This is a genomic window from Kitasatospora sp. NPDC022856, from assembly GCF_055561235.1.
Genome location: NZ_JBVHHE010000003.1, coordinates 261122 through 285909 on the forward strand (window position 1 = coordinate 261122; position 24788 = coordinate 285909).

Below are 24788 nucleotides of genomic sequence, written 5' to 3' on the forward strand. Positions count from 1 at the left end.
GCGGTGCCGGCGACGGCGGGTGCCCCGGCCCGGGCGGCCGACGGCACGGCCCCCGGGTGCAGGGGCACCCGGGGGCTCTTCGCCGCCCCCGGCCGGGGCGGGCCTGGTCCCGTGGTCCCGGGCCAGTGGTCAATTAGTCCCATTCGTCCGATTTGGTGAGCTTTTTCCTTGCCATTCGCCGCGCGGAGCGTTTGGCTGGAAGGCGACTGCGTGACCTCTCCGAACCCCTGCGGAAGGCTCCCCCAGTGTCTGCTCAACCTGCCACCGGTCATAAGGCGGCGGACAGTCGTCGCTGGTGGGCATTGGCGGTCATCGCCATCGCCCAGCTGATGATCGTCCTCGACATCACCATCGTGAACATCGCCCTGCCCTCGGCCCAGAAGGACCTCGGGATATCCGATGCCAACCGGCAGTGGGTGATCACCGCCTACACGCTGGCCTTCGGTGGCCTGCTGCTCCTCGGCGGCCGGCTCGGCGACCTCTTCGGCCGCAAACGCGTCTTCATCATCGGCCTGCTCGGCTTCGCCCTCGCCTCCGCGATCGGCGGCGCCGCGTCCGGGTCGGCGATGCTGTTCGCGGCCCGCGCCCTCCAGGGCGCCTTCGGCGCACTCCTCGCCCCGTCCGCCCTGGGCCTGCTCTCCACCACCTTCAGCGATCCACGGGAACGCAGTACGGCGTTCGGCATCTTCGGTGCCATCGCCGGCGGCGGCGCCGCGATCGGCCTGCTCCTGGGCGGCCTGCTGACCGAGTACCTGAACTGGCGCTGGTGCCTGTTCGTGAACACCCCGATCGCCATCGCGACGGCCTTCGCCGCCTTCTCGATCCTCACCTCGGACCACGTCGCCAAGGGCCGCCGGGTCAAACTCGACCTGCCCGGCGCGTTCCTGGGCTGCGGCGGCCTGCTCGCCATCGTCTTCGGCACGTCGGAGGCGGTCAGCCGGGGCTGGGTGGACTGGCTGGTGCTGGGCTCGCTGGCGCTCGGCGCGCTCCTGCTGGTGGTCTTCGTGCTGGTGGAGCGGCGCACCGAGCACGCGCTGCTGCCGCTGCACATCGTGGGCGAGCGCAACCGCGGCGGCGCCGCGCTCTCGATCGGCCTGGCGATGGTCGGGATGTTCGGCCTGTTCCTGTTCCTCACCTACTACCTCCAGGTGATCAAGCACTTCTCGCCGGTGATGTCCGGCGTCTCCTTCCTGCCGATGACGGCCGCCATCGTGATCAGTTCGACCGGGTTCGCGGCCCGGCTGATGACCAGGGTGCCCTCGCGCAACCTGATCGGGCCCGGGCTGCTGCTGGCCGCGGCCGCGATGGCCTGGCTGACCCAGATGAAGGTGGACAGTCCGTGGGCCGGCATGGTGCTCCCCGCCGAGCTGCTGCTCGGCTTCGGGATGGGCCTGGTGTTCATGCCGGCGATGAGCCTGGCCACCCTGGGCGTCGCCCCGAACGAGGCCGGCGCCGCGTCGGCCACCATCAACTCGGCCCAGCAGGTGGGCGGTTCCGTCGGTACGGCGCTGCTGAACACGATCGCGGCCAGTGCCACCGCGACGTACCTGGCCACCCGGATCGCCGGCAATCCCCAGGTCCAGGCCCAGGGCGCGGTGCACGGGTACGTGATCGCGACCTGGGTCGCGATGGGCATCCTGCTGGCGGCGGCGCTGATCGCCTTCCTGATGATCAACCACCGCCCGGCACCCGGCGAGGCCACCGGGGAGACCGTGTCCGGGGCGGGCGCGCAGGCCGGCGCGGCGGCCACCGCGGGGGCGGCGGCGCCGAGCCACCGGCAGCGCGCCCGATGAGCCGCGGCCCCGGTACCCGCGCCGACTGAAACATGCCCCGAGGTCCCGCAGTCGACCTCCGGCGCCTCCCCGCTCCCGGCCACCCCGGGAGCGGGGAGGCGCCGCCGTGCCGGGGGGCGGACCCCGGGGTGACGCCTCGGGACCGACCGCCCCCGGGCCGCCGGGCGGAGGATTTCTCATCCGGCTCCCAGCCGGACGTCACAGCCCTCCCAGCTCCCTGGGCCATAGTCGGACGGTACTCGCACCGACATCCAGGTCAGGAGGACCAGGCATGGGCCAGCACCGTCGCCTTCAGCCCCGACGCCGGCTTCTGGCCCCCACCCTCCTCACCCTGCTCTCGGTGCTCACCGTGGCGGCCGTCGTCACGGGCGCGCACAGCGTGACCTCGGAGGTGACGGCGGCGGGCAGCCCGACGGTGACCGCCCCGGCGGCCGCCACGTCGTCCCCCGCGCCCGAGCCCGCGCCCGCGCCCTCGTCCTCTGCCCCGGCGCCGGAGGCGGCGGCGCACGCGGCGGCCCCGGCCGCCACCGGGGCGCCCACGGACGGGGCCGCCGGCGAGGCCACCACCGACCAGGCCGCCGCCGAGGCGCCCACCGACCCGGCCACAGCCGCCACCGTCCCGGGCCCGCTCGGCACCACCGCGGTGGCCCCGGCCACGCCCGAATCCGCCACCGTGGGAGCCCTGTTCAGCGGCAAGGTCACGGCGGGCGACCACTTCTGCACCGCCAGCGTGCTGCACAGCACCACGAAGAACCTGCTGATCACCGCCGCCCACTGCCTCGACAGTGCCGCCGGCGTCACCTTCGTCCCCGGCTACCGCGACGGCGCCGCCCCCTACGGCACCTGGCGGGTCACCGCGATCCACACCACCACCGGCTGGTCGCGGGACGGCGACCAGGACGAGGACTTCGCCGTCCTGGAGACCGCGTCCGACGGCGGCCGCCGGATCGAGGACGTGGTCGGCGCCAACCAGCTCGGCACCGACGAGCCCTTCGGCGTCACCGTCCGCCTCTACGGGTACCCGAGCGGCACCGAGGCGCCGCTCCTGTGCGGCAACACCACCGGCCGCCAGAGCACCTACCAGCGCGTCGTCGACTGCCCCGGCTACTCCGGCGGCACCAGCGGCGGCCCGTGGATCAGCACCACCACCGGCCATGTGGTCGGCGTCATCGGCGGCTACCAGGAGGGCGGCGACAGCCCCGACACCTCCTACAGCGCCGCCTTCGACCACACCGTGGCGGCCCTCTACGAGGAGGCGGTGGACGCGGCATCCTGAGCCCGGCCCGGACAGCGGTTCGAACGGCGTTCTTCACATGAAACACTCTCCGTCGACGAAACCGACACACCCGGAGAGCCCCAACCGTGACCACCTCCCGCACCACCGCCCTGACGATCGCGGCGACGGCCCTGGCCCTCGCCACCGTGGCGGGGTGCAACGACGACACCGGGTCGGCCGCCCAGCCGGCCCCGAACTCCGCCGCGGCCTCCGCTGCCCCGACGGCCTCCCCGACGGCCACCGCCTCCTCGCCGGCCACCACCGCCCCGGCGCCCGCGAATTCGGCCGCCACCGGGTCCGCGAGCCCGGCCGCCGAGGGTGCCTTCGACCCCGAGCAGGCCCTGGCCGCGGCCGACAAGTCGCCCTACGCGGTCTCGGTGGTCATGATCACCGAGAGTGGCGGGGTGGCGCTGTCGACCATGAAGGGCCGCAGCAACCTCAACGGCGTCTGGACCGGCCGGATGGAGATGCGCACCACCGCGCCCGGTGTCGCCGAGCCGATCCTCTGGATCGAGAGCCTGACGACGGCCGACGCCAGCTACCTGCGCGACCTGTCCACGCCGGGTGACGAGTGGGCCAAGATGCCGCGCTCCACCGACAACGCGGTCGTCGACTACACCGACTACGCCAAGCTGCTGCTGGCCGCCGGCCCCGGTGCGCGCAAGGGCATGGAGACGCGTGACGGCGTCGCCGTCTACCACCTCACCGGCCACATCAGCACCGAACAGCTGAGCACCGTCGACCCGCGGACGTACAAGTCGCTGAAGGCGAAGGGCACCACCGGCTTCGACTTCGACCAGTGGATCGACCGCGCGGGCCGCACCCGCTACGCCGAGCAGCAGGTCGAGATGAAGGGCGTGAAGGCGGTCAACAAGGTCACCTTCTCCGACTTCGGCCCGGCCGAGACCTTCGCCGCCCCGGTGGCCGGCTGACCGCGAGCCGCACGGAGCGCCGGGGCCGCCGTCCTTCCCGGGCGGCGGCCCCGGTCATGCCGCCCGCCCCGCCGTCGACATGACGAAGGCCCAGATCCGTGGATGAACTCCACTGATCTGGGCCTCTGTTGCACTTCTCGCGAAGTGCCCCCGGCAGGATTCGAACCTGCGCACCCGCCTCCGGAGGGCGGTGCTCTATCCCCTGAGCTACGGGGGCCTGCTTGGTGTTGTCGTCGCGTTCGCTTCGACGTGGAGAACATTACCAGGCCCGGGGCGTGGTCCGTGCACGGGTTTCCACCACCGGCCCGGCGGCGGGGAGCGGAGCGGGGCCGGAGGGGGAGCGGAAGTCCGGAAAGGCCGGACGGGGCGGCGGGCGCGCCGATACCCTCGGTGAGGTGTCGGGAGTGTCCGGGCGGGTCCTCGTGGTGGACGACAGCGAGGTGATCCGTCAGCTGATCAGGGTCAACCTGGAGCTGGAAGGCTTCGAGGTGGTGACCGCCGCCGACGGCGCCGAGTGCCTGGAGGTGGTCCGCCGGGTCCGGCCGGACGTGGTGACGCTGGACGTCGTGATGCCGCGGCTGGACGGCCTGCGGACGGCGGCCCGGCTGCGGGCGGCGCCGGTGACCAGCGGGCTGCCGATCGCGATCGTCAGCGCCTGCACGCCGGCCGACCTCGACCTCGGGGAGGCGGTCGGGGTGGACGGCTACCTGGGCAAGCCCTTCGACCCCGCCGATCTGGTGGCGCTGGTCTGGCGGCTGATGGCGCGGACGGCGAGGCCGGACGGGTTTCGCCCTGAGCGAACAGAGCGCACGGATCGCGGCTGAGCACGGCGCGCGGGCGTCTCAACCGGCAAACCGGGTGGCGAGCGGGTACCCCGTCTCGCCTACGCTTGGCGTCGTGACCCCCGCAGAGCTTTCCCAGGCAGTCCAGGCCGCAGTGAGCGCCGCCGTCGAGGCGGGCGAGCTGGCCGTCGCCGTGCCCGAGCACGTGACGGTCGAGCGACCCAAGAACAGGGACCACGGCGACTACGCGACGAACGTGGCCCTCCAGCTCGCGAAGTCGGCCGGTCGGCCGCCGCGAGCCGTGGCCGACCTGGTGGCCGCCCGCCTGCGTGCACTGCCCGGGGTCGCCAAGGTCGACATCGCCGGGCCGGGCTTCCTGAACATCACACTCGACGCCGCCACCCAGGGCGCGCTGGCGCGGAGCATCGTCGAGGCGGGCGAGTCCTACGGCCGCAACGAGGCGCTCAAGGGCCTGAAGATCAACCTGGAGTTCGTCTCCGCCAACCCGACCGGCCCGATCCACATCGGCGGCGTCCGCTGGGCCGCCGTCGGCGACTCGCTCGCCCGGGTGCTGCGGGCCACCGGCGCCGACGTCACCACCGAGTACTACCTGAACGACGCGGGCGTGCAGATCTCCAAGTTCGCCGGCTCGCTGAAGGCCGCCGCCAACGGGCAGCCCGTGCCGGCCGACGGCTACGTCGGCGAGTACATCGTCGACATCGCCAAGGCGATCGTGGACGGCGTCCCCGGCGTGCTCGACCTGCCCGAGGGCGAGCAGTCGGAGGTGTTCCGCACCGAGGGCCTCAAGCTCATGGTCGCCGAGATCCAGCGCTCGATGGAGGAGTTCGGCACCCACTTCGACGTCTGGTTCTCGGAGAAGTCGCTGCACGACTCCGGCGCCGTCGAGAAGGCCATCGAGCGGCTGCGCGAGCAGGGCCACGTCTTCGACCGGGACGGCGCGATCTGGCTGCGCACCACCGACTTCGGCGACGACAAGGACCGCGTCCTGGTCAAGGCCGACGGCGAGACCACCTACTTCGCCGCCGACGCCGCCTACTACCTCTCCAAGCGCGACCGCGGCTCCGAGGTCTCCGTCTACATGCTGGGCGCGGACCACCACGGCTACGTCAACCGCCTCAAGGCCATCTCGGCCTGCGCGGGCGACGACATGGACCGCAACATCGAGGTCAAGATCGGCCAGTTCGTGAAGATGCTTCGCGACGGCGAAGAGGTCCGCATGTCCAAGCGGGCCGGCAACATCATCACCATCGACGACGTGGTCGACTGGATCGGCGTGGACGCCGCCCGGTACACCCTGGCGCGCTCCTCCACCGACTCCACGATCACGCTCGACATCAACGTGCTGACCAGCCAGACCAACGAGAACCCGGTCTACTACGTCCAGTACGCGCACACCCGGATGTGCGGCGTCGCCCGCAAGGCCGCGGAGCTCGGCGTCGACAAGGGCCCGGCCGGGGACTTCAAACCCGAGCTGCTCGCCACCCAGTGGGAGAACGACGTCCTCGGCGCCCTCGGTGAGTTCCCGCGGATCCTGGCCACGGCCGGCGAGCTGCGCGAGCCGCACCGGGTCGCGCGCTACCTGGAGGACCTCGCGGGCAAGTACCACCGCCTGTACGAGAACTGCATGTTCCTGCCCAAGGGCGACGAAGAGCTCAACGACACGCACCGGGCCCGGCTGTGGCTGGTCGAGGCCACCCGCACGGTCATGGCCAACGGCCTCACGCTCCTGGGCGTGACGGCGCCCGAGCGGATGTAGGACCACCCCCAAGCGCACAGCGGGGGCGGCGGACGGTCAACGAGGACCGTCGCCGCCCCTCGCCATAAGCCAAGGAAGTAAGCAGAGATGAGCCGCTCCGCACACCCCGCAGGCCCCCGGCACGGCGACGTGCTGACCGAGGGCCACTACCAGGCGCCGCCGAGCGACCTGAACGCGCTCGACCCCAAGGTCTGGTCGAAGACCGTCGCCCGCGGTGCGGACGGCGTGGTCACCGTCGGCGGCCTCGACGTCAAGCGGCTCGCCGCCGAGTTCGGCACCCCGGCCTACGTCATGGACGAGGACGACTTCCGGGCCCGGGCCCGCGCCTGGCGCGAGGCCTTCGGTACCGGCGCGGACGTCTACTACGCGGGCAAGGCCTTCCTCTCCAAGGCGGTCGTGCGCTGGCTCCACGAGGAGGGCCTCAACCTCGACGTGTGCAGCGTCGGCGAACTGGCCGTGGCGCTGGCCGCCGGGATGCCGCCGGAGCGGATCGCGCTGCACGGCAACAACAAGTCGGTGGACGAGCTCGAACACGCGGTGAAGACCGGCGTCGGCCACATCGTGCTCGACTCCTACGAGGAGATCGAGCGGCTGGCCGCGATCGCCGGCCGGCAGGGCGTGCGCCAGCCGGTGCTGATCCGGGTCACGGTCGGCGTCGAGGCGCACACCCACGAGTTCATCGCCACCGCCCACGAGGACCAGAAGTTCGGGCTCTCGCTGAACGGGGGCGCGGCGGCCGAGGCGGTCCGCCGGGTGCTCGGCCACCCCGGCCTGGAGCTGCGCGGCATCCACTCGCACATCGGCTCGCAGATCTTCGACATGGCCGGCTTCGAGGTCGCCGCCCGCCGGGTGGTCGGCCTGCTCGCCGAGATCCGCGACGAACACGGCGTCGAGCTGCCCGAGATCGACCTCGGCGGCGGTCTCGGCATCGCGTACACCAGCGAGGACGACCCGCGCGAGCCGGCCGAGATCGCCGCCGCGCTGGCCGACATCGTCCGCCGCGAGTGCGCCGCCGCGAACCTGAGCGCCCCCCGGCTCTCCGTCGAGCCCGGCCGCGCGATCGTCGGCCCGACCGCCTTCACGCTGTACGAGGTCGGCACGATCAAGCCGCTGGAGGGTCTGCGCACCTACGTCAGTGTGGACGGCGGCATGTCGGACAACATCCGCACCGCGCTCTACGACGCCGAGTACTCCGTGGCCCTGGTGTCGCGCGCCAGCGCCGCCGAGCCGATGCTGGTCCGGGTGGTCGGCAAGCACTGCGAGTCCGGCGACATCGTCGTCCGGGACGCCTTCCTGCCGGCCGACCTGGCCCCGGGCGACCTGATCGCGGTGCCCGCCACCGGTGCCTACTGCCGCTCGATGGCGAGCAACTACAACCACGCCCTGAAGCCTCCCGTGCTGGCCGTCAAGGACGGTGCGGCCCGGGTGATCGTCCGGCGCGAGACGGAGGAGGATCTCCTGCGTCTCGATATCGGATGACGAAATTCTTGTCTCAGATCATGGAACGACCGTAGATCCGTACGGAAAGTCCCGGAGACTGGTACAGACCGAAGATCCGGCGGATCCCCGAAATACCGCCGGAAACCGAAGCACGAAGAATGCAGAGCGGAGTCGGATGATGCGTACGCGGCCGCTGAAGGTGGCGTTGCTGGGCTGTGGTGTGGTGGGCTCCGAGGTGGCGCGCATCATGACGACGGACGCCGCCGACCTCGCCGCGCGCATCGGCGCGCCGGTCGAGCTCGCCGGCATCGCGGTCCGCCGGGCCGGGCGGGTGCGCCCGGGCGTGCCGGAGCACCTGATCACGACGGATGCCGAGGCCCTGGTCAACCGGGGCGACATCGATGTGGTGATCGAGGTGGTGGGCGGCATCGAGCCCTCCAAACACCTCCTCCTGTCGGCGTTCCGCAACGGCGCCTCGGTGGTCAGCGCCAACAAGGCGCTGCTCGCCAAGGACGGCACCGAGCTGCACGCCGCGGCCGCCGAGGCCGGGGTGGACCTGTACTACGAGGCCGCGGTGGCCGGCGCGATCCCGCTGATCCGCCCGCTGCGCGAGTCCCTGGCCGGGGACAAGGTCAACCGGGTGCTCGGGATCGTCAACGGCACCACCAACTTCATCCTCGACAAGATGGACAGCACCGGCGCCGGCTACTCGGAGGCGCTGGAGGAGGCCACCGCGCTCGGTTACGCGGAGGCGGACCCGACGGCCGACGTGGAGGGCTTCGACGCGGCCGCCAAGGCCGCGATCCTGGCCGGCATCGCGTTCCACACCAAGGTCACCGCGGCGGACGTCTACCGCGAGGGACTGACCGAGGTGACCGCCGCCGACATCGCCTCCGCCAAGCAGATGGGCTGTGTCGTCAAGCTGCTGGCGATCTGCGAGCGGGCGGCCGACGGCGCGTCCGTCACCGCGCGGGTCCACCCCGCGATGATCCCGCTCACGCACCCGCTGGCCTCGGTCCGCGAGGCGTACAACGCGGTGTTCGTGGAGGCCGAGGCGGCCGGCCGGCTGATGTTCTACGGCCCGGGCGCGGGCGGCGCGCCGACCGCCTCGGCGGTCCTCGGCGACCTCGTCGCGGTCTGCCGCAACAAGCTCGCCGGCGCCACCGGCCCCGGCGACTCGGTGTACACCCGGCTGCCGGCCAAGCCGATGGACGAGGTCGTCACCCGGTACCACGTCAGCCTCGATGTGGACGACCGCGCGGGCGTGCTCGCCCAGGTGGCGTCCGTCTTCGCCGAGCACGGGGTCTCCATCGACACCGTGCGCCAGCAGGGCCGCGACGGCGACGCCTCGCTCGTCGTGGTCACCCACCGTGCCACCGACGCCGCCCTGTCGGCGACGGTCGACAAGCTCCGCGCGCTGGACAGCGTGCGGGACGTGGCCAGCATCATGCGGGTCGAAGGGGAGTAGGAAGAGCCATGAACGCCGTGATCGCCAGAGGCGCGCACACCCACCAGTGGCGCGGGCTGATCGAGGAGTACCGTGACCGCCTGCCGGTCAGCGACACCACGCCCGTGGTCACCCTGCTGGAGGGCGGCACGCCGCTGGTGCCCGCCCAGGTGCTCTCCGAGCGCACCGGCTGCGAGGTCTACCTCAAGGTCGAGGGTGCCAACCCCACCGGGTCCTTCAAGGACCGCGGTATGACGATGGCCATCTCCAAGGCCAAGGAGGACGGCGCCCAGGCCGTCATCTGCGCCTCCACCGGCAACACCTCGGCCTCCGCCGCCGCCTACGCGGTGCGTGCCGGGATGGTGTCGGCGGTGCTGGTGCCGCAGGGCAAGATCGCGCTCGGCAAGATGGGCCAGGCGCTGGTCCACGGCGCCAAGATCCTTCAGGTGGACGGGAACTTCGACGACTGCCTCACCCTTGCGCGTGAACTGTCCGAGAAGTACCCGGTGGCGCTGGTCAACTCGGTGAACCCGGTGCGGATCGAGGGCCAGAAGACCGCCGCCTTCGAGATCGTGGACATGCTCGGCGACGCGCCGGACATCCACGTGCTCCCGGTCGGCAACGCGGGCAACATCACCGCGTACTGGAAGGGCTACCGCGAGTACGCCGCCGACGGACTGTCCACCCGGACGCCGCGCATGTGGGGCTTCCAGGCCTCCGGTTCGGCCCCGATCGTGGACGGCGCCCCGGTGCTCAAGCCGCAGACCATCGCCACCGCGATCCGGATCGGCAACCCCGCCTCCTGGGACTACGCGCTCGCCGCGCGGGACGAGTCGGGCGGCCTCATCGACAAGGTGACGGACCGTCAGATCCTCTCCGCCTACCGGCTGTTGGCCGCGCAGGAGGGTGTCTTCGTGGAGCCCGCCTCGGCCGCCTCGGTGGCCGGCCTGCTGGCCAAGGCGGAGGCCGGCCTGGTCGACCCGGGCCAGCGGATCGTCTGCACGGTGACCGGCAACGGCCTCAAGGACCCGGACTGGGCGGTGGCCGGCGCGCCGCAGCCGCAGATCGTCCCGATCGACCCCGAGGCCGCCGCCCAGCGCCTCGGCCTGCTCGACTGACCGGAAGCCGTCTGACCGGAACCCGCCTGACCTGGCCGAATCACCGCCCCCGGACCAGGATCCGCCCAGCCGACCCCGCCTTGAGCCGGCCCGCCCCGAGCCGAAGGGGCGCGCCGGTGCCGAAAGGGAGAAGCGAGGACGCCCCGAGGAACGAGGGGCGTTGGAGCGCCGACCGTCGGCACCGGGTCAAGCGCCCCGGAGGCGAGCGGGCGAACACGCAGTGGGCCGACCCCCCCTTTCGGGGGGCGGCCCACAGCCGTTCTCGGCTGACACTTTTGTGTCAATTCAGCCACGTATTCCGGTGCCATTCCGGCACGTATTCCGGCCAGAAACGGCAACACACCAGATCGAAGGCCCACGGGGTGTACCACTGTGGAACCTCTCTTCGATACTCTGGGTCCGGCCGTGTGGCACATGCCCCGGGTCCGACCCCTCCAGGGGTCGCGACGACGGCTGTGACCGCCCACCCCGATCGGGGCCCGCGGCCCCCTCCCACCCTCGCACCGACGCGCTTCGCGCCGCCCGATTTCCCCAGGAGAGTCCACCGCATGGCCGGTCCTGCGTTCCGTGCCGCCGCCGTCCGGGTCCGGGTTCCCGCGACCAGCGCCAATCTCGGCCCGGGCTTCGACGCCTTCGGACTCGCGCTGGGTCTGTACGACGACGTGGTCGTCCGGGTCGCCGACTCCGGGCTCACCGTCGACATCGCCGGTGAGGGCGCCGAGACGCTCGCCCGGGACGAGCGCCACCTGGTGGTGCGCGCGATGCGCGCCGCCTTCGACCGGCTCGGCGGCCAGCCGCGCGGCCTCGAAGTGGTCTGCGCCAACCGGATACCGCACGGCCGTGGCCTGGGCTCCTCCTCCGCCGCGATCTGCGCCGGCATCGTGGCCGCCCGTGCCGTCACCATCGGCGGCCCGTCCGCGCTGGACGACGACGCGCTGCTGGCCCTCGCCTCCGAGCTGGAGGGCCACCCCGACAACGTCGCGGCCTGCCTGCGCGGCAACTTCACGGTGGCCTGGACGGACGAGGAGTCGGCCAAGGCCGTCACCCTGGAGCCGTCCGACCGGGTCGTCCCGGTGGTCTTCGTCCCGGCGACCGAGGTGCTCACCGAGACCGCCCGCGGTCTGCTGCCCCGGACCGTCCCGCTGGCCGACGCCGCCGTCAACGCCGGCCGTGCCGCGCTGCTGGTCGAGGCGCTGACCCGTCGGCCCGAGCTGCTGCTCGCCGCGACCGAGGACCGGCTGCACCAGGACTACCGGGCCTCCGCGATGCCGGACAGCGCCGCCCTGGTGGGCGCGCTGCGCGCGGAGGGCATCCCCGCGGTGATCTCCGGCGCCGGCCCGACCGTACTCGCGCTCACCGACGAGGCGGGCGCCGACAAGGTGCTGGCCTTCGCCGAGGACGCAGGTCAGGGCGGTGCGGTGTTCGCCGCACACCGTCTGGAGCTCGACCGGGCCGGGGCCTCGGTGCTCCCGCTCGACGGCTGAGCACCGGTCCGGCGGCCCGGATCCGGCCGTGTCCGGGCCGGACCGTCCGGACACGATTGGCAAGCGCAAGGCTGGGGAATGTCTGAGGGGGTCGGTAGTGTTAACCTCATTGCTGCACCAGGTGCCCTCCGGGGCTCGGTGCGCCGCGTCCCGATCCCAGCACTCCGCCCAGGCGGAGTCCCGGCGATGTACGGGGCGACGATTCTCCGGGAGCCCACCGCAGCGCGTACGCAGCCTGCCTGCGCGACTTGCGGCCGCATCCCGAAGCCGTGACGGCACCTGACTCCCACCCGCGGCCTCCCACCTTGAGGCAAGGACGGGCGGAGCGCGGGCCACCGTCACGCGACGGGGGCCCGGGATTCGCAGGCAGCGTGGGGGTACCACCCGGCCATGGCCGGCTGGGGGAGGGTCGGCATGCGACCGTCCCACCGCGCCAATCAGCACCACCGTGCATCACGCACCGCACCTCGCAGCTCTCCTCCGACTGGCTACCCGCCATCCGGGGGATCACCGCCTCGGACCGACGCAGTCGAGCGTTGGTCAGGACAGCACAACCGGTCGCCGAGCCAGACAGGCCGACGTCCGCTCCAGGGAAGGACCCTTAGTGAGCGACACCACCGATCTGATGGGCGCGCGCCCGGACGCCGAGGCGTCGGACGCAGCCGCCGCCCCCGCGGCCCCGGCCCGGCGCCGTCGCACCGCTGCCGCGGGCCTGGACGGCCTCGTCCTGGCCGAGCTGCAGAAGCTCGCCTCGACGCTCGGTATCAGCGGCACGGGACGCCTGCGCAAGAGCCAGCTGATCGAGGCCATCAAGGAGAAGAGCGGCGGGGACCCGCTGCTCGCCGCCGGTGCCGCTCCCGCCGCCGCTCCGGCCGCCAAGCGCACCGCCGCCAAGGCCGGCTCCGCCGAGCAGGCGGAGAAGCCCGCCCGCCGGACCAAGGCCGCCCAGGCCGAGGCCCCGGCCGCCGACGAGCAGGCCCAGATCGACATCCCGGTCCAGGCCGCCGCCGAGACCGCCGCGCCGGCCCGTGCCGAGCGCACCCGCCGCCGGGCCACCTCGGCCGCCGGCGCGCCGACCGCCGACGCGGTCGCCGAGGCGCCCGCCGCCGTCGCCACCGAGGCCAAGCAGGCCGAGGCCCGCCCGGCCGAGGCCCGCGGCTTCGAGGGCCGCGAGGAGGGTCGTACCGAGACCCGCCGGGACCGCCGGGACCGCCGCGACCGCCGCGAGGGCGGCGAGCGCGAGGGCCGCCAGGAGGGCGGCGACGCCCAGGCCGGCCAGGACGCCGACTCCCGCGAGTCGCGCCGTGACCGCCGCAACCGCCGGGACCGTGCCGACCGCCAGGGCGGCCAGGGTCAGGGCCAGGGTGGCCAGGGCCAGCAGCAGGGCGGTCAGGGCGAGAGCCAGCCGAGCCGCCAGAGCGGTGGCCAGCAGGCCCAGCCGCAGGCGCAGCAGGGCGGCTACGACGACGACGAGTTCGGCGACGGCCGTCGCGGCCGCCGGGGCCGCTACCGTGACCGCCGGGGCCGCGGCACCCGCCGCGAGGGCTTCGAGGTCGGCCCCGCCGAGCCGCAGGTCGGCGACGACGACGTGCTGATCCCGGTCGCGGGCATCCTCGACATCCTCGACAACTACGCGTTCGTCCGGACCTCCGGCTACCTGCCGGGCCAGAACGACGTCTACGTGTCGCTCGCCCAGGTCCGCAAGAACGGCCTGCGCAAGGGTGACGCCATCACCGGCGCGGTGCGCCAGCCGCGCGACGGCGAGCGCCGCGAGAAGTTCAACGCCATGGTGCGGCTGGACTCCGTCAACGGCATGGACCCGGAGAGCGGCCGCGGCCGTCCCGAGTTCAACAAGCTGACCCCGCTCTACCCGCAGGACCGACTGCGCCTGGAGACCGACCCGGGCATCCTGACCACCCGGATCATCGACCTGGTGTCGCCGATCGGCAAGGGCCAGCGCGGACTGATCGTCGCGCCGCCGAAGACCGGTAAGACGATGGTGCTGCAGGCGGTCGCCAACGCGATCACCCACAACAACCCCGAGTGCCACCTGATGGTCGTCCTGGTGGACGAGCGTCCGGAAGAGGTCACCGACATGCAGCGGTCGGTGAAGGGCGAGGTCATCTCCTCGACCTTCGACCGCCCGGCGGAGGACCACACCACCGTCGCGGAGCTGGCCATCGAGCGCGCCAAGCGCCTGGTGGAGCTGGGCCACGACGTGGTGATCCTGCTGGACTCGATCACCCGTCTGGGCCGCGCCTACAACCTGGCGGCGCCGGCCTCCGGCCGCATCCTGTCCGGTGGTGTCGACTCGACCGCGCTGTACCCGCCGAAGAAGTTCTTCGGTGCCGCGCGCAACATCGAGAACGGCGGCTCGCTGACGATCCTGGCCACCGCGCTGGTCGAGACCGGCTCGCGGATGGACGAGGTCATCTTCGAGGAGTTCAAGGGCACCGGCAACATGGAGCTCAAGCTCGACCGGAAGCTCTCGGACAAGCGCATCTTCCCGGCCGTCGACGTCGACGCCTCCAGCACCCGCAAGGAGGAGATCCTGCTGGGCAGCGAGGAGTTGGCCATCGTCTGGAAGCTCCGCCGGGTGCTGCACGCGCTCGACTCGCAGCAGGCGATCGAGCTGCTGCTGGACAAGATGAAGCAGACCAAGAGCAACGCCGAGTTCCTCATGCAGATCGCCAAGACGACCCCCGGGTCCGGCGACTGACCGCTGCCGAGCGGCTCGTGAGCACAGAACCCTGGTCCGCGCGAGCGGGCCAGGGTTCTGTGCTTGTTCCAGAGTTGGGACATTTAGAACCCTATGGATCATGTTGTCCGATTTACTCTGGACCGTATGGCCGACCACAAGAGGATCCCGAGCCGCCGCCGCACGGTCCTGCGGGCGGCCGCGTGCGCGTTCGCCGCGCTCGTCGTCCTCGGCGCCGGTGCGGCCGGGTACGCGTACTTCAAGCTGAACGGCAACATCAAGAGCGTCGACATCGACGCCCGGCTGGGCACGGCCCGGCCGCCGTCCGCCACCGACGGCTCGTTCAACGTCCTCGTCCTGGGCTCGGATTCGCGGGCCGGCGGGAACGGCGCGCTGGCCGGCGGGGACACCGGCGACACCGCCCGTTCGGACACCGCGATGGTGGTGCACGTCGACCAGGGCCACACCCGGGCCGACGTGGTCTCCATACCCAGGGACACCCTGGTCACCCGCCCCGACTGCACGGACGGCAAGGGCAAGACCGCCGCCGGTGCCAAGCGGGCGATGTACAACAGCGCGTACGAGACCGGTGGCGCCGCGTGCGCGGTCAAGACCACCGAAGTGCTGACCGGCCTGCGGATGGACCACTACATCGAGATCGACTTCGCCGGCTTCGCCCGGGTCGTCGACGCGCTCGGCGGAGCCACCGTGACCACCACCGTCCCGATCGACGACAAGGACAGCGGGCTGAACCTCGCGGCCGGCGAGCACCACCTCGACGGGCAGCAGGCGCTGGCCTTCGTCCGGACCAGGCACGGCGTCGGCGACGGCAGCGACCTCGGCCGGATCGAGCTGCAGAAGCAGATGGTGAAGTCGCTGCTGGGCCAGGCCGGCGGGATCGGGCTGTTCGGCAACCCGGTCAAGCTCTGGTCGGTCGGCGACACCCTGACCCGCAGCATCACCACCGACTCGGCGCTGGCCTCGGTGAACTCGCTGGTGGGGCTGGCCGAGGAACTCAAGGGGATCGGCCCCGACCAGCTCTCGATGGTCACCCTGCCGGTGGTGACGGCGCCCGGCGACGCCAACCGGGTGGTCGCCCAGCAGCCCCGGGCCGACCAGCTCTGGGCGGCTCTGAAGGCCGACCAGCCGCTCCCGCAGGCCGTCCTGGCCGAGCAGCCGCAGAACCCCGCCCAGACCACCCCGGCGGCCCCCACGGCGGCCCCCAAGGCCTCCGGCAGGGCCTCCGCGCAGCCCGCCGCGGGTACCGCGGCGAGCCCCTCGCCGCGGCGCTGACCCGCCCGTCGACCGGCCGGTGGCTGCCCCCTTCGGTCCCGTCGGCCGGGCCCGGAATATCCCGGAACGCGACCCGGTTTGGGAAGAAGCGACCGGTCCTGGCAGACTGGTACGTCGGTCCCGGTTCACGTGCGGCATTCAAGCCGCCGACCCGGTGCCCTCCCGAACCTAGGAGATCCCCTTGAAGCCCAACGTTCACCCCGAGTACGTGGTCACCCATGTGACCTGCACCTGCGGCGCCGAGTTCACCACCCGCTCGACCGAGACCAGTGGCGAGATCCGCGCCGAGGTCTGCTCGCAGTGCCACCCGTTCTACACCGGCAAGCAGAAGATCCTCGACACCGGTGGCCGCGTGGCCCGCTTCGAGGCCCGCTTCGGCAAGCAGCACAGCGCGAAGGCCTAGCGCTCCCTCGGCGCCGGTTTCCGGTGCCCCCGTACTCGTTCCGGGGGCGCTGGAGACCGGCGCCGTTCGCGTCCCACGACTCGTCCGTGTCATCCCTCCACCGGTTCCCAGGGAAGAAGGCCCCTTCATGTTCGAGGCAGTCGAAGAGCTCCTCGTCGAGCACGCCGACCTCGAAACGAGGCTGGCCGACCCCTCCGTCCACGCCGACCAGGCCAACGCGCGCAAGCTCGCCAAGCGGTACGCCGAGCTGACGCCGATCACCCGGGTCTACCGGGCCTGGCGCCAGGCCGGCGAGGACATCGAGGCAGCGCGCGAACTCGCCGCCGAAGAGCCGGAGTTCCTCGCCGAGGTGAAGGACTCCGAGGCCCGGCGCGAGGAGCTGACCGAGGAGCTGCGCCTGCTGCTCGTCCCGCGTGACCCGAACGACGACAAGGACGTCATCCTGGAGATCAAGGCGGGTGAGGGCGGCGAGGAGTCGGCGCTCTTCGCCGGCGACCTGCTCCGGATGTACCTGCGCTTCGCCGAGCGGATCGGCTGGAAGACCGAGATCATCGACGCCAACGAGTCCGACCTCGGCGGCTACAAGGACGTCTCGGTGGCCGTGAAGACCAGGGGCAGCACCGAGCCCGGCCAGGGCGTCTGGGCCAAGCTGAAGTACGAGGGCGGCGTCCACCGCGTGCAGCGCGTCCCCGCCACCGAGTCGCAGGGCCGCATCCACACCTCCGCGGCCGGCGTGCTGGTCACCCCCGAGGCCGAGGAGGTCGAGGTCGAGATCGTGGCCAACGACCTGCGGATCGACGTCTACCGCTCGTCCGGTCCCGGCGGGCAGTCCGTCAACACCACCGACTCGGCGGTCCGGATCACCCACCTCCCGACCGGTATCGTGGCGTCCTGCCAGAACGAGAAGAGCCAGCTGCAGAACAAGGAGCAGGCGATGCGCATCCTGCGTTCGCGGCTGCTGGCCGCCGCGCAGGAGGAGGCCGAGCGGGAGGCCTCGGACGCGCGTCGCAGCCAGGTCCGCACGGTGGACCGCTCCGAGCGCATCCGCACCTACAACTACCCCGAGAACCGCATCTCGGACCACCGCACGGGCTTCAAGTCCTACAACCTGGACCAGGTCCTGGACGGCGAGCTGAACGCGGTGATCCAGTCCTGCGTGGACACGGACGCCGAGGCCAAGCTCGCCGCGGCCCAGCAGAACTGAGACCGGCCTCCGGGCCCGATTGCACCAGAGAAGCCGCAGCGCAGAAACAAGAGGTCGTTCGTGAACCTGCTGCTTGCCGAGGTGGCCCAGGCCACCCAGCGGTTGGCCGCGGCCGGCGTGCCGTCGCCGCGCTTCGACGCGGAGGAGCTGGCCGCGCACGTCCACAGCGTGAAGCGCAGCCAGCTGCACACGGTGAAGGACGCGGACTTCGACGCCCGGTACTGGGAGGCCGTCTCCCGCCGCGAGGCGCGTGAACCGCTGCAGCACATCACCGGCCGCGCGTTCTTCCGCTACCTGGAGCTGGCGGTCGGCCCGGGCGTCTTCGTGCCCCGCCCGGAGACCGAGTCGGTCGTGGAGTGGGCCATAGACGCCGTCCGCGACATGGACGTCGCCGAGCCGCTGGTGGTCGACCTCTGCTCCGGCTCGGGGGCCATCGCGCTCGCCCTCGCCCAGGAGCTGCCGCGCTCCACGGTGCACGCCTTCGAGCTGGACGAGGGTGCGCTGCGGTACACCCGGCGCAACATCGAGGCCAGCTCCGACCGGGCCCGGGTCACCCTGCACGCCGGCGACGCCACCAAGGCCTTCGAGGACGACCGTTCCTGGGACGGCCGCTTCGACCTGGTGATCTCCAACCCGCCGTACATCCCGCTCACCGAGTGGGAGTACGTCGCCCCCGAGGCCCGCGACCACGATCCGCAGATGTCGCTGTTCTCCGGCGAGGACGGGCTGGACACCATCCGCGGCATCGAGCGGGTCGCCGCCCGCCTGCTGCGCCCGGGCGGCGCCGTGGTGATCGAGCACGCCGACACCCAGGGCGGCCAGGTGCCGTGGATCTTCAACGAGGAAGGCGGGTGGACGGACACCGCCGACCACCGCGACCTCAACAACCGGCCCCGCTTCACGACGGCCCGAAGGGTCTCGCTGTGAACACCCGGTGCACCACCACCGGGCGCGGAGCCGCGCTGTGAACGCCGTCATGAGTCATCTCGGAAGGGGACCGCACCGATGAGCCGCCGCTACGACTGTGCCGATGCCGGAGACCGCGCCACCGGTCTGCGCGAGGCCGCCTCGGCCATCCGCCGCGGCGAAATCGTCGTGCTGCCCACCGACACCCTGTACGGGGTCGGCGCCGACGCCTTCTCGCCGGAGGCCGTCGCCGCACTGCTGGCCGCCAAGGGCCGGGGCCGCAACATGCCCTCGCCCGTCCTGGTGGGCTCGCCGACCACCCTGCACGGACTCGTCACGGACTTCTCCGAGCAGGCCTGGGAGCTCGTCGACGCCTTCTGGCCGGGCGGGCTGACCCTGGTCGCCAAGCACCAGCCCTCGCTGCGCTGGGACCTCGGCGAGACCCGCGGCACGGTCGCCGTCCGGATGCCGCTGCACCCGGTCGCGATCGAGCTGCTGAACGCCACCGGCCCGCTCGCCGTCTCCAGCGCCAACCTGACCGGCGGCCCGTCCCCCGCCACCTGCGACGAGGCCCAGCAGCAGCTCGGCGACGCGATCTCCGTCTACCTGGACGGCGGCCGGGCCGACCACGCCGTCGCCTCCTCCATCGTCGACGTCACGGGCAAGGTCCCGGTCCTGCTGCGGGCCGGCGCGATCAGCGCCGAGCAGCTGAGGGAGGTCGTCCCCGACCTGGAGGCCGGCAGTTGACGACCGCCTCCCTCCACTCCGGGCCCGGCATATCGCCGTACCTGAGCGTGGGCCCCAGGCCGCTGGACCACTTCCGCATCCTGTTCGTCTGCACCGGGAACATCTGCCGCTCGCCGATCGCCGAGCGGCTCACCCGGCGTGAACTGGACACCCGGCTCAGCCCCCGGGTGGCCGGCCGGATCCTGGTGGAGAGCGCCGGCACCTGGGGCCACGTGGGCGCGCCGATGGAGGACCACGCCGCCACGGTGCTGGACGAGTACGGCGCCGACAGCGGCGGCTTCGCCGGCCGCGAGCTGCTCGACGAGCACGTGGTCGAGGCCGACCTGGTGCTCACCGCGACCCTGGACCACCGCGCCCAGGTGATCTCGATGGGTCACGAGGCGGGGCTGCGCACCTTCACCCTGAAGGAGTTCACCCGCCTGGTCCGGACGATAGACCCGGGCACCCTGCCCGATCCGCGCCGCGGCGCCGACGTCACCGAGCGGGCCCGCGCCCTGGTCCGGGCCGCGGCCGCGCTGCGCGGCTGGCTGCTCGCCGCCAGCCCGGAGTCCGACGAGGTCCACGACCCGTACGGCGCGCCGATCGGCATGTTCCGCAACTGCGGCGAGGAGATATTCGACGCGGTGGACCCGGTGGTCACCGCCCTCACCGGCATGCCCTCCCCGCGCTCCGTGCGGTGAGCCGCCGCCGGCCTCCGGGCCGGCGCCGCCCGGGCGGGTGCATCGGGTCCGCGTCGGCAGGCCACGGGCGGGGCCCGGTCCTACGCTGGAGGCACCTGCCCGACGCTGCCCGGGAGCTCCGCCATGACCGTCACCGATGCCGCGACCGGTTCCTCCGAGACGACGGGGCGGTGGGCGTCCGAAGCGCTGCGCCGGGCCGACCCGCAGCTGGCCGATCTGCTGGCCGCCGAGGCCGAGCGCCGCGCCGAGACGATCCAGCTGCTGGCGGGGGAGAACCTCACCGATCCGGCCGTCCTGGCCGCCCTGGGCGGCCCGCTGATCGACAAGTACGCCGAGGGCTACCCCGGACGGCGCCACCACACCGGCTGCGCCCTGGCGGACGCCGCCGAGCTGCTGGCGATCGACCGGGCCCGTCAGCTGTTCGCCGCCCCGCACGCCAACGTCCAGCCCCGCTCGGCCACTTCGGCGATGCTGGCGGCGTACGCCGCGCTGCTGCGCCCCGGTGACGTGGTGCTGGCGATGTCGCTGGAGCACGGCGGCCACCTGAGCTGCGGCTCGCGCGCCAACTTCTCGGGCCGCTGGTTCGAGTTCATCGGCTACGGGGTGCGCGAGGACGACGGTCTGATCGACCTCGACCAGGTCCGCGAGCTCGCCCGCCGGCACCGGCCGAAGGCCATCGTGGCCGGCTCGATCTCCCACCCCCGGCACCCGGACTGGGCGGCCTTCCGGGCGATCGCCGAAGAGGTGGACGCCTATCTGATCGCCTCGGTCGCCCAGACCACCGGCCTGGTCGCGGCCGGTGTGGCGCCGTCCCCGCTGCCGTACGCGGACGTCACCGTGGCCGCCACCCACAAGCTGCTCCGCGGCCCGCGCGGCGGCCTGCTGCTCTCCACCGCCGAGCTGGCCGAGCGGATCGACCGGGCGGTCTTCCCGTTCAGCCAGGGCGGCGCCGCGATGAACGAGGTGGCCGGCAAGGCCGTCGCGTTCGCCCGGGCGGGCACCCCCGAGTACCGCGCCTACGCCCACCGCACGGTCGCGGGGGCGCGGGTGCTGGCGACGGGGCTCGCGGAGGCCGGGATGCGCCCGTTGACCGGCGGTACCGACACCCACCTGGTGACGGCCGACGTCCGACCGCTCGGGGTCAGCGGGGCCGAGGCCGAGCGCCGCTGCGCCGCCGCCGGTCTGCTGCTCGGCAAGTGCGCGCTGCCGTACGACTCCGCGCCGCCGTCCGAGGCCTCCGGGATCCGGCTCGGCAGCGGGACCGTCACCACCCAGGGCATGGGGGAGGCCGAGCTGGCCGAGATCGCCGCACTGGTCGGTCGCCTGCTCGTCGAGGGCACGGACGTCCGGATCGGGGCCCGGGTCCGTGAGCTGGCGGGCGCCTTCGCCGCCCCGGGCCGGGGGGCGTCGCACTCTCCTACCCGGTAGGGCGAACCGCGATGCACGCGCCGGGCGTCCGACTCAATAAGGTGTGTGCCGTGGCGACGCACCTCGAACCCCGGACAGGCACGGGAGTACCTTCGGTACCGACCCGTCGGACAGTGACGCAGGAGGCCAGTGGTGCGTGAGTATCTGCTGGTGCTGTTCTGCACTGCGGCCGTCACCTATCTGCTGACCGGCCCGGTCCGGAAGTTCGCGATCGCGGCCGGCGCGATGCCGCCGGTCCGCGCCCGTGACGTGCACCGCGAGCCCACGCCCCGGCTGGGCGGCATCGCCATGTTCGGCGGGCTCTGCGCGGGCATCCTGGTCGCCTCCCAACTGGACAACCTCAGCAAGGTGTTCTCGCAGGGCACCGACATCCGCGCGCTGCTCTCCGGCGCCGGGATCATGTGGCTGCTCGGCGTGCTCGACGACAAGTGGGGCGTGGACGCCCTGGTCAAGCTGGGCGGTCAGATGATCGCCGCCGGTGTGATGGTCTGGCAGGGCGTCACCGTGATCACCCTGCCGGTGCCCGGCGTCGGCGCGGTCGCGGTCAGCCCCACCCAGGGCATGGTCATCTCGGTCACCATGGTCGTCGTCATGGTCAACGCGGTGAACTTCATCGACGGCCTGGACGGTCTGGCCGGCGGCATGGTCTGCATCGCCGCGATGGCGTTCTTCCTCTACTCGTACCGGCTCTGGTACGGCTACACGATCACCGACGCGGCGCCCGCCGTGCTGTTCAGCGTGCTGCTGATCGGGATGTGCCTGGGCTTCCTGGCGCACAACCTGCACCCGGCGCGGATCTTCATGGGCGACTCCGGTTCGATGATGCTCGGCCTGATGCTGGCCGTCGCCGCGATCTCCATCACCGGCCGGGTCGACCCGGACCTCATCACCAGCGAGACCGGTTCGCAGACCGCCACCGTGCACGCCCTGGTCCCGATCTACATCCCGCTGCTGCTGCCGCTGACCGTCATCGCGCTGCCGCTGGCCGACCTGCTGCTCGCCGTGGTGCGCCGCACCTGGGCCGGCCAGTCGCCGTTCGCCGCGGACAAGCGGCACCTGCACCACCGGCTCCTCCAGGTCGGCCACTCGCACAGCCGGGCCGTCCTGATCATGTACTTCTGGGCCGCGCTGATCGCCTTCGGCACCGTGGCCTTCTCGGTCACCAACACCGGCCGCACCGTGGCCCTCACGCTGGCCGGGCTCTGCCTGGTCGGCCTGGTGGTGCTGCTCACCCCGCGCTTCCGCCCGCGCGCGCCGCGGGCCGTGCAGGCCTTCGTGCCGCCGCGCTACCGGCGCCGCAAGCCGGTCCGCGCCGCCGCACCGGTCGCCGAGGGCGAGGCCCCGGCCGCCGCCGCGGCCGCCTCGGAGCCGATGGCCGAGCTCTCCGCGAAGGACAAGGAGCTGCTCGGCGGCCTGGGCAAGGGGGGCTCGTCGGCGGTCGGCGGCCGGGGTCACGGCAGCGGTCGCGGCCACTAGTCCGAACGGCGGGTCCGACACCTGACACGTCGTCAAGGTGGTTCACCCGTACGGAGGCACCCTTGGGCCGCCAGTGTGACAGGTGCCACACAATCATGGTAAAGCTCTCATCAAATAGTTTGTGATACCGTTCACGAGTACCGAGAACACGCCGAAAGACCTGACAGGTGGAGGACTTCCGTCCCCGGTCGGTCTCCCTCGACGGACTCGCCGCAGAGCGGCCGGTCCACGGCGGTCCCTTGGTCGGTACCACCACCACGTTCTGTGCCCGTCCCCCTGCCACATCGACATGCCGCCGGAGCTGCCGACATGCCGTCCAACGACGCCCGGATCCTCCGAGGCGCCGCGATCCCCACTGCGGTCGCCGGAGTCATCGCCATGGCGATCTCATTCGCCGTCGCAGGTGGCAAGGGACTGCTCGGCGCCTTCTTCGGCGCGCTGCTGGTGGTGGCGTTCTTCAGCTTCGGCCAGGTCGCCCTCGACCGGCTGACCAGATCGAACCCGCAGATGATGATGGCTGCGGGGTTGCTCGTCTACACCACGCAGATCCTGCTGGTCGGCATCGTCCTCGCGGTCTTCAAGAACACCGAACTCTTCAACCGGCAGGCGTTCGCCTTCACCCTGCTGGGCTGCGCCCTGATCTGGACGGGCTTCCAGGTGCGCGGTGCGCTCAAGGCCAAGACCTTCTACGTCGAGGCCGGCGCCTCCGAAAACAAGGGCGACAAGCCCTCGGACTCGGGGCGTCAACAGTGACGAGGCCCGGCTGTCCCCCCAACGAGGGGGGCAGTGTTTATGCCGCACTGACGGACTGCTATCGTCCGTCGCAACAACGGAGTACGGGAAGAGGCCAGGTCTGTCCGCACGATGGACGGATCGCCCCCCGGATCCTTGCAGTCTTCGATGATCCCGCTGTGGTGCAGCGCACCGCCGTGCGGGATCGGCGAGAAACCCATCAAGTTCCAGTGCCGCACCGTGGCCTCGGGCCACGCCGACACACCGAGGTTGCCGTAACCATGCGTCACGACGAAGGAGTCCGTGGTGAGTGCTGAACTCACGTCTTCGCTCGCCTCAGGCAGTTGCCACTTCGGGGACGCTGGCTGCGGCTTCCCGGCCCCCGGCCTGAACGAGTTCGACTTCAAGCCGATCTTCTCGATCGGCAGCTTCGAATTCAACAAGCCGATGCTGCTGTCGATGATCGTCGCAGTGCTGGTGGTCGTCTTCTTCTGGGCCGCGTTCGCCAAGCCGCGCCTGGTGCCCGGCAAGCTGCAGCTGGTCGGTGAGATCGGCTACGACTTCGTCAAGCGGTCCATCGTGCTGGAGACGATCGGCAAGAAGGGCGAGAAGTTCGTCCCGATGCTCGTCTCGATGTTCTTCTTCGTCTGGCTGATGAACATCATGTCGGTCATCCCGTTCGCCCAGTTCCCGGTGACGGCGGCCATCGCCTTCCCGGCGGGTCTGGCGGGGGTCGTGTGGATCACCTACATGACCCTGACCTTCAAGAAGCACGGCTTCGTCGGCGGTCTGAAGAACCTCTGCTGGCCCTCGGGCATCCCCGGCTGGGTCATGTTCATCCTGGTGCCGATCGAGTTCTTCTCGAACATCTTCGTGCGCCCGTTCACGCTCGCGGTCCGAGCCTTCGCGAACATGTTCGCCGGCCACCTGCTGATCGTGATGTTCTCCATCGCCTCCTGGTACCTGCTCAGCCCGACCCTGGGCGCGCTCTACGGCTCGGCGTCGTTCATCGTCGCCATCGGCCTGACCGCCTTCGAGCTGCTGGTCCAGTTCCTGCAGGCCTACATCTTCGTGATGCTGGCCAGCAGCTACATCGCCGGTGCCCTCGAAGAGGCGCACTGAGCCTGGGGCCCCGGCCCCTCACGAACCAACCTCCCGGATCGCCCGGTGGC

20 protein-coding genes and 1 tRNA gene are annotated in these 24788 nt (G+C 72.0%); 20 read left to right on the forward strand and 1 reads right to left on the reverse strand.

The window, feature by feature from the left end; genetic code table 11:
• Nucleotides 1–227 precede the first annotated feature (227 nt).
• The 3 genes from ACZ34W_RS06060 to ACZ34W_RS06070 all read left to right on the forward strand — a co-directional run bounded on the left by ACZ34W_RS06060 (nt 228) and on the right by ACZ34W_RS06070 (nt 4001).
• Complete coding sequence (locus ACZ34W_RS06060) at nt 228–1793, forward strand: MFS transporter (RefSeq protein ID WP_442906952.1); 1566 nt, start codon at nt 228–230, stop codon at nt 1791–1793.
• A 271-nt stretch (nt 1794–2064) separates the two neighbouring features.
• Nucleotides 2065–3069 (forward strand): trypsin-like serine peptidase, encoded by a 1005-nt coding sequence (locus ACZ34W_RS06065; protein WP_465602107.1) that lies wholly within the window; start codon nt 2065–2067, stop codon nt 3067–3069.
• An 86-nt stretch (nt 3070–3155) separates the two neighbouring features.
• Nucleotides 3156–4001 (forward strand): LppX_LprAFG lipoprotein, encoded by an 846-nt coding sequence (locus ACZ34W_RS06070; RefSeq protein ID WP_465602109.1) that lies wholly within the window; start codon nt 3156–3158, stop codon nt 3999–4001.
• A 145-nt stretch (nt 4002–4146) separates the two neighbouring features.
• Here the strand turns inward: ACZ34W_RS06070 and ACZ34W_RS06075 are convergent.
• A tRNA-Arg gene (locus ACZ34W_RS06075) sits at nt 4147–4218 on the reverse strand.
• A gap of 187 nt (nt 4219–4405) precedes the next feature.
• Between ACZ34W_RS06075 and ACZ34W_RS06080 the strand changes: the two genes are divergently transcribed.
• The 17 genes from ACZ34W_RS06080 to atpB all read left to right on the forward strand — a co-directional run bounded on the left by ACZ34W_RS06080 (nt 4406) and on the right by atpB (nt 24738).
• A complete protein-coding gene (locus ACZ34W_RS06080) occupies nt 4406–4825 on the forward strand; it encodes a response regulator (RefSeq protein WP_329492246.1) in 420 nt (139 codons plus the stop codon).
• Nucleotides 4826–4898: 73 nt separating this feature from the next.
• Nucleotides 4899–6560, forward strand: coding sequence for an arginine--tRNA ligase (gene argS / locus ACZ34W_RS06085; RefSeq protein ID WP_465602111.1), 1662 nt, complete (start codon nt 4899–4901; stop codon nt 6558–6560).
• 87 nt (nt 6561–6647) lie between these two features.
• Nucleotides 6648–8039, forward strand: a complete 1392-nt coding sequence (gene lysA, locus ACZ34W_RS06090) for a diaminopimelate decarboxylase (protein ID WP_465602113.1) — start codon at nt 6648–6650, stop codon at nt 8037–8039.
• 136 nt (nt 8040–8175) lie between these two features.
• Nucleotides 8176–9468, forward strand: a complete 1293-nt coding sequence (locus ACZ34W_RS06095) for a homoserine dehydrogenase (RefSeq protein ID WP_329489602.1) — start codon at nt 8176–8178, stop codon at nt 9466–9468.
• Between the two features lie 8 nt (nt 9469–9476).
• Nucleotides 9477–10565: a threonine synthase gene (thrC, locus tag ACZ34W_RS06100; RefSeq protein WP_329489603.1), complete on the forward strand. Its 1089-nt coding sequence runs from the start codon at nt 9477–9479 to the stop codon at nt 10563–10565.
• A 548-nt stretch (nt 10566–11113) separates the two neighbouring features.
• The gene (gene thrB, locus ACZ34W_RS06105; protein WP_352289361.1) at nt 11114–12049 is read left to right on the forward strand and encodes a homoserine kinase; all 936 of its coding nucleotides are present in this window, start codon (nt 11114–11116) and stop codon (nt 12047–12049) included.
• 604 nt (nt 12050–12653) lie between these two features.
• Nucleotides 12654–14768, forward strand: coding sequence for a transcription termination factor Rho (gene rho / locus ACZ34W_RS06110; protein ID WP_465602116.1), 2115 nt, complete (start codon nt 12654–12656; stop codon nt 14766–14768).
• A gap of 126 nt (nt 14769–14894) precedes the next feature.
• Complete coding sequence (locus ACZ34W_RS06115) at nt 14895–16040, forward strand: LCP family protein (RefSeq protein ID WP_465602118.1); 1146 nt, start codon at nt 14895–14897, stop codon at nt 16038–16040.
• Between the two features lie 181 nt (nt 16041–16221).
• On the forward strand, nt 16222–16443 hold the full coding sequence (rpmE, locus tag ACZ34W_RS06120) for a 50S ribosomal protein L31 (protein WP_329489607.1): 222 nt from the start codon (nt 16222–16224) through the stop codon (nt 16441–16443).
• Between the two features lie 127 nt (nt 16444–16570).
• The gene (gene prfA, locus ACZ34W_RS06125; RefSeq protein ID WP_329489608.1) at nt 16571–17647 is read left to right on the forward strand and encodes a peptide chain release factor 1; all 1077 of its coding nucleotides are present in this window, start codon (nt 16571–16573) and stop codon (nt 17645–17647) included.
• A 60-nt stretch (nt 17648–17707) separates the two neighbouring features.
• Nucleotides 17708–18574, forward strand: a complete 867-nt coding sequence (gene prmC, locus ACZ34W_RS06130; RefSeq protein ID WP_329489609.1) for a peptide chain release factor N(5)-glutamine methyltransferase — start codon at nt 17708–17710, stop codon at nt 18572–18574.
• 78 nt (nt 18575–18652) lie between these two features.
• Nucleotides 18653–19300, forward strand: a complete 648-nt coding sequence (locus ACZ34W_RS06135; RefSeq protein ID WP_329489610.1) for an L-threonylcarbamoyladenylate synthase — start codon at nt 18653–18655, stop codon at nt 19298–19300.
• A gap of 29 nt (nt 19301–19329) precedes the next feature.
• Entirely contained in the window at nt 19330–19980 is a 651-nt protein-coding gene (locus ACZ34W_RS06140; protein ID WP_329492247.1) for an arsenate reductase/protein-tyrosine-phosphatase family protein, read from the forward strand.
• Nucleotides 19981–20103: 123 nt separating this feature from the next.
• The gene (locus ACZ34W_RS06145) at nt 20104–21408 is read left to right on the forward strand and encodes a serine hydroxymethyltransferase (RefSeq protein ID WP_329489611.1); all 1305 of its coding nucleotides are present in this window, start codon (nt 20104–20106) and stop codon (nt 21406–21408) included.
• A 132-nt stretch (nt 21409–21540) separates the two neighbouring features.
• Entirely contained in the window at nt 21541–22884 is a 1344-nt protein-coding gene (locus ACZ34W_RS06150; protein ID WP_352289373.1) for an MraY family glycosyltransferase, read from the forward strand.
• A 378-nt stretch (nt 22885–23262) separates the two neighbouring features.
• Entirely contained in the window at nt 23263–23637 is a 375-nt protein-coding gene (locus ACZ34W_RS06155; RefSeq protein WP_465602122.1) for a hypothetical protein, read from the forward strand.
• 285 nt (nt 23638–23922) lie between these two features.
• Nucleotides 23923–24738, forward strand: coding sequence for a F0F1 ATP synthase subunit A (gene atpB / locus ACZ34W_RS06160; RefSeq protein WP_329489614.1), 816 nt, complete (start codon nt 23923–23925; stop codon nt 24736–24738).
• Nucleotides 24739–24788: the final 50 nt, after the last annotated feature.

Bases quoted from the DNA above. Each gene is read 5' to 3' on its own strand.
- ACZ34W_RS06065 (WP_465602107.1), top strand. From the start codon at position 2,065: ATGGGCCAGCACCGTCGCCTTCAGCCCCGACGCCGGCTTCTGGCCCCC.
- lysA (WP_465602113.1), top strand. From the start codon at position 6,648: ATGAGCCGCTCCGCACACCCCGCAGGCCCCCGGCACGGCGACGTGCTG.
- ACZ34W_RS06095 (WP_329489602.1), top strand. From the start codon at position 8,176: ATGATGCGTACGCGGCCGCTGAAGGTGGCGTTGCTGGGCTGTGGTGTG.
- thrC (WP_329489603.1), top strand. From the start codon at position 9,477: ATGAACGCCGTGATCGCCAGAGGCGCGCACACCCACCAGTGGCGCGGG.
- thrB (WP_352289361.1), top strand. From the start codon at position 11,114: ATGGCCGGTCCTGCGTTCCGTGCCGCCGCCGTCCGGGTCCGGGTTCCC.
- ACZ34W_RS06115 (WP_465602118.1), top strand. From the start codon at position 14,895: ATGGCCGACCACAAGAGGATCCCGAGCCGCCGCCGCACGGTCCTGCGG.
- prfA (WP_329489608.1), top strand. From the start codon at position 16,571: ATGTTCGAGGCAGTCGAAGAGCTCCTCGTCGAGCACGCCGACCTCGAA.
- ACZ34W_RS06135 (WP_329489610.1), top strand. From the start codon at position 18,653: ATGAGCCGCCGCTACGACTGTGCCGATGCCGGAGACCGCGCCACCGGT.
- ACZ34W_RS06145 (WP_329489611.1), top strand. From the start codon at position 20,104: ATGACCGTCACCGATGCCGCGACCGGTTCCTCCGAGACGACGGGGCGG.
- ACZ34W_RS06155 (WP_465602122.1), top strand. From the start codon at position 23,263: ATGGCGATCTCATTCGCCGTCGCAGGTGGCAAGGGACTGCTCGGCGCC.